The organism is Pseudoalteromonas sp. SG44-17 (genome assembly GCF_014164235.1).
Lineage (GTDB): Bacteria > Pseudomonadota > Gammaproteobacteria > Enterobacterales > Alteromonadaceae > Pseudoalteromonas > Pseudoalteromonas rhizosphaerae.
The window spans coordinates 79296-89386 of sequence record NZ_JACJEV010000019.1; the positions used below are offsets into that span (position 1 = coordinate 79296).

Genomic DNA, 10091 nt, shown 5'->3' on the forward strand with positions numbered 1-10091 from the left:
GATAACTAATGTATTTAGGAGTAACCAATGCAAGCAGACCCTTTTGAAAATTCACCAAGGCAGAACTCATTTAAAAATAATTATGGTAGACAGCCAAATATTAATAATAACGAACAAGCGCCTGCCGCTGGTTATACTTCTGAGCAACCTAATAACCCCCGACTAAGAACAAGGCCGCATTCGCAAGTGCAAACTCATTTGCATCCTCACAACAATACACAAGGTCAACAAAGTGCAAATATGGAGCAGACGAATAATCAACATTATCAAGAGCAAAATCAAGAAAATGACAGTGGAAACGAAAGAGATTACACAATGTTCCCCGTGTACTCTAAACGTGCGGCATTGCAATTTAAGTTAAGTGAAACTAGAAAAAGCCAAGGTAGAAATTTTAGCTTTGACACAATTATGATTGAAGGGGCTGTTCGTATTAACCCAAATGACCATAATGACAAGCGTTACGACTGGAGTAGAAAGCTTAGTGTTCAGATTATGCTTACAGAATTACCTGTTGTTATAGCTGTTTTCCTAGGTATAACGACTAGTTGCCAGTTTATGAACCACGGTCAAAATAAAGACAAAGGGTTTAATTTCGAGCGTCAAGAAGATGGTTTATTTGCTAGCGTATTCCATAAAGGAGGCTCAATGGCTGTCAAAATGGATTGGCCTACAACCTTAAATATTGGGCATTTTATGCTGGCTCAATATACTTCAAATTTCGCTGGCTTGGGATCGGATATAATTTTGAGAAATATAAATCGTATGTGTCAGGATATGACTGCTTGTAATAAACTCCCTGTTAAAACCCAGCAAAGAAAACAATAATTTCAGTGCCGCAAAAGGAATGACTATTGCGGCTTAATTTTTCTGTAAAAGGCAGATTTCAGTTTGATTCAATTCAATCATGTGTGTTCTCCACAATCACTTATATCAATTTTAAAAAACGGACAGTTCAATATTCATCAAGATTCTATATACGGTGGGATTGGCATTTATGGGTTCATTGAGGGGTATCCTGTATGCCCTAACCAAAGGATTGTAGGGCGAGGGGCGGAGTTAGTAATAGAATGGGAAGGTGATTTTATAGACCTAGGAACAAAGCCACTACCGATAAGTTTAAATCCTAATTCAATTTACAGGCAGGGCGCTTCTCGTTCAATTATCCCTGCTCTACCAAGCTTAACCAGTATTAAAGTAATTGATTTTACCATACATGATTTCGCTCTACGTAAAATTGGTATACGCGACCGAGTAAGATTGCATCGCTTAAGATCAAGATTATCTAAACATCCTATTCTTGTTAACGTTGCTGCATAAACGCTATTTCATATTCCTCTAACGATCTCTCAACCATTGGCATTAACTTTACTATTAATGCCAACTCAGGCTTTCAAGCTAATTCTTGAATTTTAACAGGGCTGGTGGATTGAAGTGTTTTTTCACCCTTAGTGTCGCCCAGCAATAAAAGCAGCTTATTTTCGTGCTCAAATCAAATAATAAAGGGGTGAAACGATCACCCCAAGGTTAGATTCTTTATTGTTCGCACACACTTAGCTTCAAAATATTCAATTGCAGAAGCTAATCTTCCTAAGTCTATACTTATATTTTTAATTAATGAGTCTGTAGAGCCATGTTGTTTTTTACCGCCACTCAATAACTCTCCAGCACCACGTATTTCGAGATCTTTTTCAGAGATATAAAAACCATCACAGCTCTGCGTTAATACATTCAATCTAAATTCAGTGGATTCAGAGGGCTTATTCGGTAAAAATAAGTCAAACTTACCCCAATTACTGCCGCTTTGCGGTTTTGTGCGCGCTAATCGGCCTCGTATTTGGTGTAGAGTAGTAAGGCCAAAGCGTTCTGCACCATAAACTATACAGTGTCGCAAATTAGGAATGGTTAACCCTACTTGTACTTTAGACGTTGAAACCATTATTGGTATATATGTCTTAAACTCATTAAGTACAATTTCGCATTCCTCATCATCAAGCGCTGAGTGATATACACGCACCAAGCCGGGAAAGTGTGAATTGAGACTGCTCGCTAACGACTCAGCATCAATCATTTTATTGCTATTTCCAGCGCTATCGCGCTTTGAGCAAACGATTAAGACTTTACTCCCATAAGATAAAGTTTCATGAATTGAGCGCATAAGGTCAGAGCCTTGCTCTTTATGTACTATTCGAGTGTAAATTTCTTTAGGTAAATGCTGCCGCTTGAGATAAAAAACATTGTCACTGCTGTATTTTGTAAGCGCCAGTGTTCTTGGTATCGGTGTAGCTGACGCTTCAAGATAGTGTGTGGACTTTATTTGGCGTCGCTGCTCTACTGATAATTGCTGTTGCTCATCTATTATGAGGAGTTCAATATCATTAAATTCTTTGAAGAGTAGGGCTGTTGTACCAAATATCAAACGCGCTTGATTAGTGTATGAGTTATTACCAGCGCATATTAATGCACTTTGAACTTCAGGTATCATCACGCAAACTTCTTTTCTTAGTTGTTCACATAATGAAACATTAGGGGCGAGGAATATCACTTTGCTGTTAGTCTGTGAAAGTAAAACCTGTCGCGCCGCCATTGCCAGTATTACAGTCTTTCCAGTACCAACATCACCTATGAGTAGTCCATCGAGCGAAGTAGGACCATTACACAGGCGCTCTATGATTTGACTTGCAACATAGAACTGTTCACCGGTTAGTGTGAACGGTATATATTTAGTAAGTAATTTATCATCAATTTTGGGGGTAACCTGAAATGGGTTAGTCGGCACACATTTGCGTTCTTTTAATATTGCCCCGGCCATTAATGCGGTACTTAGTCGCTTTAACATCTCAATCGATTTATAAAATTCATATACTACTTTTGGATTGTGAACATTATTTAATAGGTTTTCGACTGACATTGTACCTGCAAACCCTAATTCAACTAATACGCTTTCAATAGATTCGCCAAACAAACGCTCTAACTCTAAGTATATTTGGTCTTTGCCTTTTTTTATTTGGCTTTCGCCTATATTGCACAGTAGTGATTTATTTGCGACTGCCTTTATTAGCTTGCCTTTAATTCCATCGTATACAGGCACAATTCTACCAGCCTTTTCATCATCAATAATTGAGGCATTATTGATTTGGTATTTACCTTTTACAAGCTCGATTACTCCCTTGATATGCATTGGTTGATTTTCTTCTTTAACACGGGAGTTTTCATCACCAAACAATACAAAGGAGGCAGAATCATCCGAATCTGTTAAATGGTAACTAGTGTATGGCACACCTCTTTGTGATGTATGCTCGCCTTTCTTACTAGCTAAGCCAAAAACTATTATTTCATGGCCAATGCAGGCTTTTAGATTAGAAAAATTATCAATTACATAGGTGTAATCTTCTACCTTTGATGGCAAATACAAAGCAGGGCACTTGGAATAAATTTCAAACTTAGTCATGTAAATTCTCCTTCCCATTATTAAACCAAAACCCAATAATCTAGCTACCGTTCTGCAAAGCTAACTCGGCTTTACTGAGCCAGTATTTACAAAGCGGGTTACTGTAAAAGCACGAAATATTCACACTCGCACTCTGTTTTCTATTTGCAGCCTTTATTGCTTGATATAAGTTCATGCATAAAATAGACAGTGGTGTATCTTCGTGAAGAACAGGTTTTGAGTAACTACTTTTTTGCATTAATTCAGCAAGCTCACTCTCCAAGTTAAGAAAATCTTGAAATTGGATATTCCCTACAACTAATTGGTTGAGTAAATCTTTTGTCTTTTCCATTCGTTTTTTTGTTGATTGTTAATTAGGTTATTTTACCCTGCATATTTATAGCTTCAAAAATTTAGAGGACACCTATTTGCACTCTCTAACTTTTGCGGGCTTCATAAAGTATGGATAACATAGTGTTTTTAATGAAGAGGTCTCAATATGAATAAACGAATCTTCCTCGCATCCGTGTTATCGATATGTATAGCTGGCTGCGACTCCCCATTTTCTGATGAGAAAGAAGCACCTGGTCTAAGCTTTGTAAATGTTCACGATAACGACTTTGAAAAACTCAGTGGCCACTGGGTATATAACCCGGCTAAATGTGAGGGAAAAATTAAAATTCATGGATTATTAGAATATAAATTTTCTGAAAGCGGGCTGTCTGTAGGTGGTGCTCAAATGCCGCTCACAGGTACTTTAATCTCGAAACAAATAAGCGCTGAAGTTGAAGACTTATTTTCAAATATGAAAACGTGTTCCGGTAACCCAGTAACCTTGGCAAGTGAAACAAGGCATCTGCAATTTGAAAGCAAAAGCTATAAGCTTGCTTTTGTTGTAAGTGGGGAAGATGTTTGGGCTATTGAGGGCAATGGTAAGCCATACTTACTTGAACGATTTAGCGACGTAGATTTTAAAAGCTCAGAGATTATTGAGCCAACACAAAAAGAGTTGAGCAACATATGAAAGCTTATATAGATAGCGCTTTGAACGCTATAAACACTCCTTTATATAGGAATTTATGCCTTCAGATTATCAAAAAACCAACAGACTCAACAAAAGAAGTGATTGCAATGAAGAAGATGCTACTTAATAGCTATTATTCTTCAACCATGCGGCCCTTTGAAAATATAGAACTCACTGACGCAGATTATGGTGTCAGCATTTTATTGTGGTTGGCATTTTCTGATCATCCGAACAAAATAATGCAACAGGATCAGTGCTTATGGTTACAATTTGCCGAGGATGATTTAATTACTTTGACAGTAAAAATGGTTAACTCATTGAGTAAGCAATCTTCAGTCTTAGAATATACGGGTATTTGGAAGTCTTTTATAAAAGATTTAGATAAAACTACTAAGCTAGCTACTAATAAACAGCCAGCCTAATTCAGTGCTTAATTTAATTTCTATTTTTTAAAACAGTTAGGACTAGAACTGCAGTTACTTGATATAGGGTTAATACCATAAGATGCGGTGACACTACTTCTAGTAGGGTAGTCAATTCATAAGAGGTAATACTTTCCCACCTAACTGGGAACATAAGGGAAGTTACAACGAGCAAAGTGAAGGTGATACAAAGGCCCTTTAGCGCTATCTTTATATCTTGCCATGAGGGAATCATGCTTTGCATAACAACCACAGTAGTTAAGCCAATACCTAGATAACTTAGCGCATTTGTATCAATGTTTTTCTCTTGGTTATATACAATGAAAAGTATAGCAAAACCAAGAAGCAGGGGGGCGATGCCTACCAACATATTGGTAAGAGCGCCCACAAGTCCTCTGTGTGGTATGAATTGAACAAACCCCATTTTATTTTTATCTTTGAAGTTTGGTAAAAATTGCGTCTTTGTGACTTTTAGAAGTAGGATTTTTGCGAAAATGTAATGTGCAGCTTCGTGCAAAGGTACGCCAAGCGTAAATATTAGCTTGAGTAACCATGAAGATGAAGTTGACCTAATTTTTAATCTTAGAACAAAGTTAACCAAAACAAGTGTTACAAATAGGGTGATAGGGCTCAAATATCACCTAAAGTGTTCAAAACTCTTTGTTTAAGCACGTCATCTTCACAGAATGCCAATATAAAAAATGCACCAAAGAAATCCAAGATTTTTTCATAATCACTAATAGGTATTTCTCCACTTTCTATAAACTCAATCGCTATTGTGGCAAGCGAAAGCCTTTCATTAAAAGAGTCTGCATAAATAGAGAGACGTCCATTTAAGTAGGGATCTAGGTAGTTACTGTCTATCCCCATGTTTTTGCAGAACATTGCGGTCAGCAAGGTTATCATCCAATCTGAATCGAACTCCAACCATGCTTCGATTTCTAATTCTGTTATTTTTTCAATGTCATTTTGTGCAGCGGGTAAAGTAGCGGTGTTTTCGATTTTTAAGGCATCTATCAAAATAAATGCAAACTTTTCTAAAATCTTTTCTCTAATGGTAATTCCAACATAAATGCCTTGGTTTGTAAGCTCTATTGATTTAATAGGTGTGCTCTCCAGCCATGCTTCTATCCACTGCTGGTGGGTAGCATCTTGCTTATCAAAATCGAATTGCTTTAAAGTGTCAGTATACGCGATGTAGAGACTTGAACTATGAGGTTGTTTTAGTTGTTTTAATAAACAGGTAAACTTTTTTGTAAGCATGCTCAGATGATTTCCATATTTTATTTTAGTTTTTAGGCTCAAAAATCCTTTTACAAGCGCTTGTAATTGTAATGCATAATTCTACGTATAGGTCGAAATTTAAATCTGTTTCCGAACAAATCAAGCTCAACAAACCATTGAACTTGTTGATAAATAAAACAATTAATTGCAGGAATCATTTTTTAATTTCCTATATTTTATTTTGGTTTTAATACCATATATATTATTTCATTATAACTCAACTTTTTTGGTTTCAGTAATGGAATATCTGTAATTGGATGAACTTGAGGCTGGCAATTTAATGGTAAACAATATAAAACCCTGTAAAAACAACACCTTATGTCCAATACTAGGCAGTATCGGACTTAAGCGCCTGATTTAAAAGTATTTATTCACCCCTTGCCAGCTTTATGGCCTCGTGGCGTAAGGCTAATATAGAGCGTAAAATATCAACGTCGTTTAAAACATCTAATATGTCACGATTTGAACTTTCCTTAATTTGTTCCTTAAGCCAAAAGCTTGCTGCAGGATCACTTATAATTTGCTTCTCGATAAATTCTACATCGTCTAAATTAGTTGTTATGTTCATCATTTCCATAGTCCTTATTTACCAAATATTTAGTTAATTCATGAAGCTCTTTAAAAAAATTAGTCTTATCCAAACCATCAAATTTAACAACATGACGACCGTTTATAATGATGCGTGGAACCGTACTGAGCATACCTCTCGATGACATCAATCTTTGGTTTCCAAGAGTGAATTTGGCCACTTCGTTTGTTTTCGGGTTGTTATATAGCGCCCAAAAATCTGCATCATACTTTTCATCCACAACCTTGATTAACTTCTCCACTAACGATGGCGTAATTGTCACTTTCTCTTTGTGTATGGCCACAAATATTAAATCGACTAATGAATTACCAATCTCGGGATAAAGCTCATCACTAACAGCCATGACTTTAGATAAAGCTAAAAAACCATCAGGACTGGTTTTTGATATAATATCGACACTCACCCTTCTCTTGATCACACCCTTTGGCACAGTTCGGTAAATCTCATCTTGAAACGTGTTTAGATTTTCACAGGCCGGGCAAAAGAAACTCAGATATTCAATAAATGTTGGCTTGCCTGTTAATTTTGATGATGGATATGTATCGTAGTGCAGCCCTTCTTTGAAATCTGTCGCATTGGCTGGGTTAGCTGTCATTGCAGTTAATAATAAAACCCCTGCCGTTATGATCACTTTAAACATCATTTTCCTCGTTATGAATTATGTCTATGAAATCAATTATCCGTGTTCAGTTAGCTAATCTCAAAAGATAGAGATACCCAAAACCCCCTTTCTAAATAATTTTATTTCAAGTGGTAGCCTAAAAATCGAATATTGATATTGTGCATATAAATTAAGGGGGAATTTATGCATAAAATATTTTTCGATGGGGCATGTAATCCTAATCCTGGTCCTACCGGATGTGGGGCAGTTATATTTGATGGGCAAAACAATGTGGTCGCCGAGGTTTCAATATTTAATGGGCACGGTACTAACAACCAAGCGGAATACAGTGCGCTTATATATGCTTTAGAGAAAGCAATTGAGCTTGGCATCCGTAAAGCCACAGTGTATGGCGATTCAAAGTTAGTGATTAATCAGCTAAATGGAGTATGGAATTGTAATGACGCTGCCCTACGCATCCTTAATAAGCGGGCTATGAAGCTATGTTATGAGTTAGAGTTTATTGAATTATGTTGGATCAAGAGAATTAACAATAGTCATGCCGACAAGCTTAGTCAGGATGCATTAGAGGGAACTAGCCTTGCAGATAATCAAGTTAATACTAAAAGAGAGCAGCTTGATAGTGTTATTGATAGCAACAAAGGCAATAATAACCCGTCCAACGTCGTAGATATAAATGAACAGCGATTAAATGAAATAACTTCGGTTCATTACTACAAGGGAGTTGGATTTAGCGTTATACAAAACTCTAAATTATATGCTATCAATTTAAATCCCCTTTCCTGTTCATGCGCGAATTTAAAATGTGAGCATATAAATGCCGCTATTGCATATTCCCAAACGCAACAAATTCATAAAAGTGTATAAACCCATTCGGTAGCGTGAATTTTCGTTCTTTGTATTGTGTTCGTATTGAAACAAATCAAAGGCACAAAAAATGGGGATAGCTAAACTTATTGAAGAAGTAAGAGAATTTGGTGATTTTGAATTTTATCCAACATTAGATTCAGACATTGCATTAATAAAAAAACACATCGACTTGTTAGGCTACGACAAGCCCTATTCTGTGCTAGATATTGGTGTTGGTGATGGTCGTGTGCTTAATGCAATCGCACATGAATACGGTGAAAAGTATGCAATTGAAAAATCATTGCCTCTAATTCGAGCTTTACCCGCTGATATTATGATTGTTGGCACTGATTTCATGGCCCAGACGCTTATAGATATTGAAACATCAGTTATATTTTGCAACCCACCATTTACCCAGTACTCTGAGTTTGCCTCAAAAATTATCGCGGAATCTCTAGCACCGGACGTATATTTAATTTTGCCTACACACTGGAGTAATAACCAAGCTATAAAAGATGCATTGGCACGCCGTAAAGCAACCTTCACTATACTAGGTAACTCTGACTATCGTTCAGCAGACCGACCAGCACGATGCACCGCAGACGTCATTCATATAAGCTTATCTAGTTGTGCTTCACGACGATGGGATAGAGCCACCGTTGATGTAGACCCTTTTGCAGCATGGTTTTCAGATAACTTCGATATAGATGCACAAGGTAGTGCTGCAAGAAAAGCAGACTCGCTCCATCAGAATGTGCAACCTGATAAATTTGAAATAATAGCTGGTGGCGACCTAATAAGTACATTGGTAAGCCACTATGATGCCAGTTTAGAAAAGCTTATTATCACTTATAAAGGCTTAGAACATGTAGATGGAAGTATTTTAGATGAGCTTAACGTTTCGATCGACTCTATTTATGCTGCTATTAAACTTCGTATTAAATCTTTAAAAAACAAATACTGGAAAGAGCTATTTAATCGCTTTACTCCAATAACTGATAAGTTATGTACTAGCACTCGAGAAGAGATGCAAACCTTGTTGATGAAGAATGTTAACGTTGACTTCACGAAAGAAAATGCTTATGCCATAGCTGAATGGGCAGTAAAAAACGTGAATAAATACATAGACTCACAATTAGTATCTGTTTATGAGAGTTTAATTGGCGAGTCTAACATTACTTTGTATAAATCAAATCAACGAACATTTGGGCGCTCTGAATGGCTTTATAATAGAAAACCATCCGGGTTAGATAGATTTGCATTGGACTATCGAATAATTACAAGTAATTATGGCAATTTTGGCGGCTATTCATTTGATAGAATAAATGGGCTCTCAAAAAGTTCTGCAAACAAAATAGATGATCTAATTACTATTGCACACAACTTGGGCTTTGATACGCTAGGCCAAGAGCGAGCAAGTACCGTTGAAGAGTGGGAACCAGGTAAGCTTAGAACATTCCATTACTTCGATCACACTGCTCAAAAGAAAGTTGTATTATTCACTGCTCGGGCATATCAAAACGGTAATATACACCGCAAAATTAATCAGGGCTTTATAGCGCGCCTTAATGTCGAATTTGGTAGGTTACGAGGATGGATAAATACCCCAGAACAAGCGGCCGAAGAAATAGATGGTGTTGATATTGATTGTGCAAAGCAGGCTTTTCAGAGTAATTTAAAAATAAACGTGGGTACTCAGTTTTTAAAATTAAACTAACGTAATTGTGATTGAAGGGGCTTAACAAAATAAGTGTGATTACCAAGGGATTATGTCGGTCTAATTACCGAGCGACTTTGTCGTAAATAGCATATCAGCCAGTTGCTAAACTGGCTACCTTTTATGCCGATTCAGCCAGAGCATTAGATTTTTCGAC

11 protein-coding genes are annotated in these 10091 nt (G+C 36.9%); 5 read left to right on the top strand and 6 right to left on the bottom strand.

Annotated elements, in window-relative coordinates:
* Positions 1 to 27 precede the first annotated feature (27 nt).
* Complete coding sequence (locus tag H5182_RS14065; RefSeq protein ID WP_182758959.1) at positions 28 to 825, top strand: hypothetical protein; 798 nt, start codon at positions 28 to 30, stop codon at positions 823 to 825.
* A gap of 688 nt (positions 826 to 1513) precedes the next feature.
* On the opposite strand, the gene H5182_RS14070 is transcribed toward H5182_RS14065, so the two are convergent.
* Positions 1514 to 3448: a helicase-related protein gene (locus tag H5182_RS14070; RefSeq protein WP_182758960.1), complete on the bottom strand. Its 1935-nt coding sequence runs from the start codon at positions 3446 to 3448 to the stop codon at positions 1514 to 1516.
* A gap of 40 nt (positions 3449 to 3488) precedes the next feature.
* On the bottom strand, positions 3489 to 3779 hold the full coding sequence (locus H5182_RS14075) for a hypothetical protein (RefSeq protein ID WP_182758961.1): 291 nt from the start codon (positions 3777 to 3779) through the stop codon (positions 3489 to 3491).
* A 147-nt stretch (positions 3780 to 3926) separates the two neighbouring features.
* On the opposite strand from H5182_RS14075, the gene H5182_RS14080 reads away from it, so the two are divergent.
* Both H5182_RS14080 and H5182_RS14085 read left to right on the top strand, forming a co-directional pair.
* Positions 3927 to 4451, top strand: a complete 525-nt coding sequence (locus H5182_RS14080) for a hypothetical protein (RefSeq protein ID WP_182758962.1) — start codon at positions 3927 to 3929, stop codon at positions 4449 to 4451.
* The gene (locus tag H5182_RS14085) at positions 4448 to 4873 is read left to right on the top strand and encodes a hypothetical protein (protein WP_182760193.1); all 426 of its coding nucleotides are present in this window, start codon (positions 4448 to 4450) and stop codon (positions 4871 to 4873) included. The genes H5182_RS14080 and H5182_RS14085 overlap by 4 nt, the downstream gene beginning before the upstream one ends.
* A 13-nt stretch (positions 4874 to 4886) precedes the next feature.
* On the opposite strand, the gene H5182_RS14090 is transcribed toward H5182_RS14085, so the two are convergent.
* From H5182_RS14090 to H5182_RS14105, 4 genes are all read right to left on the bottom strand, one after another.
* Positions 4887 to 5507 carry a hypothetical protein gene (locus H5182_RS14090; protein ID WP_182759121.1) on the bottom strand — a complete coding sequence of 207 codons (621 nt, stop codon included), beginning with the start codon at positions 5505 to 5507 and terminating at the stop codon, positions 4887 to 4889.
* Entirely contained in the window at positions 5504 to 6136 is a 633-nt protein-coding gene (locus H5182_RS14095; protein WP_182759122.1) for a hypothetical protein, read from the bottom strand. The genes H5182_RS14090 and H5182_RS14095 overlap by 4 nt, the downstream gene beginning before the upstream one ends.
* A gap of 388 nt (positions 6137 to 6524) precedes the next feature.
* On the bottom strand, positions 6525 to 6728 hold the full coding sequence (locus H5182_RS14100) for a hypothetical protein (RefSeq protein WP_182759123.1): 204 nt from the start codon (positions 6726 to 6728) through the stop codon (positions 6525 to 6527).
* On the bottom strand, positions 6709 to 7389 hold the full coding sequence (locus tag H5182_RS14105; protein ID WP_182759124.1) for a hypothetical protein: 681 nt from the start codon (positions 7387 to 7389) through the stop codon (positions 6709 to 6711). Before H5182_RS14105 ends, H5182_RS14100 begins: the two co-directional genes overlap by 20 nt.
* A 162-nt stretch (positions 7390 to 7551) precedes the next feature.
* Between H5182_RS14105 and H5182_RS14110 the strand changes: the two genes are divergently transcribed.
* Together H5182_RS14110 and H5182_RS14115 are read left to right on the top strand one after the other, a co-directional pair.
* A complete protein-coding gene (locus tag H5182_RS14110) occupies positions 7552 to 8235 on the top strand; it encodes a ribonuclease HI family protein (protein WP_182759125.1) in 684 nt (227 codons plus the stop codon).
* A gap of 70 nt (positions 8236 to 8305) precedes the next feature.
* Complete coding sequence (locus H5182_RS14115) at positions 8306 to 9934, top strand: DUF4942 domain-containing protein (RefSeq protein WP_182759126.1); 1629 nt, start codon at positions 8306 to 8308, stop codon at positions 9932 to 9934.
* Positions 9935 to 10091: the final 157 nt, after the last annotated feature.

Excerpts from the sequence above, each read along its gene's own strand:
- H5182_RS14065 (WP_182758959.1), top strand. The coding sequence starts at position 28 with ATGCAAGCAGACCCTTTTGAAAATTCACCAAGGCAGAACTCATTTAAA.
- H5182_RS14105 (WP_182759124.1), bottom strand. The coding sequence starts at position 7,389 with ATGATGTTTAAAGTGATCATAACGGCAGGGGTTTTATTATTAACTGCA.
- H5182_RS14085 (WP_182760193.1), top strand. The coding sequence starts at position 4,448 with ATGAAAGCTTATATAGATAGCGCTTTGAACGCTATAAACACTCCTTTA.
- H5182_RS14095 (WP_182759122.1), bottom strand. The coding sequence starts at position 6,136 with ATGCTTACAAAAAAGTTTACCTGTTTATTAAAACAACTAAAACAACCT.
- H5182_RS14070 (WP_182758960.1), bottom strand. The coding sequence starts at position 3,448 with ATGACTAAGTTTGAAATTTATTCCAAGTGCCCTGCTTTGTATTTGCCA.
- H5182_RS14110 (WP_182759125.1), top strand. The coding sequence starts at position 7,552 with ATGCATAAAATATTTTTCGATGGGGCATGTAATCCTAATCCTGGTCCT.
- H5182_RS14115 (WP_182759126.1), top strand. The coding sequence starts at position 8,306 with ATGGGGATAGCTAAACTTATTGAAGAAGTAAGAGAATTTGGTGATTTT.
- H5182_RS14100 (WP_182759123.1), bottom strand. The coding sequence starts at position 6,728 with ATGATGAACATAACAACTAATTTAGACGATGTAGAATTTATCGAGAAG.
- H5182_RS14075 (WP_182758961.1), bottom strand. The coding sequence starts at position 3,779 with ATGGAAAAGACAAAAGATTTACTCAACCAATTAGTTGTAGGGAATATC.
- H5182_RS14080 (WP_182758962.1), top strand. The coding sequence starts at position 3,927 with ATGAATAAACGAATCTTCCTCGCATCCGTGTTATCGATATGTATAGCT.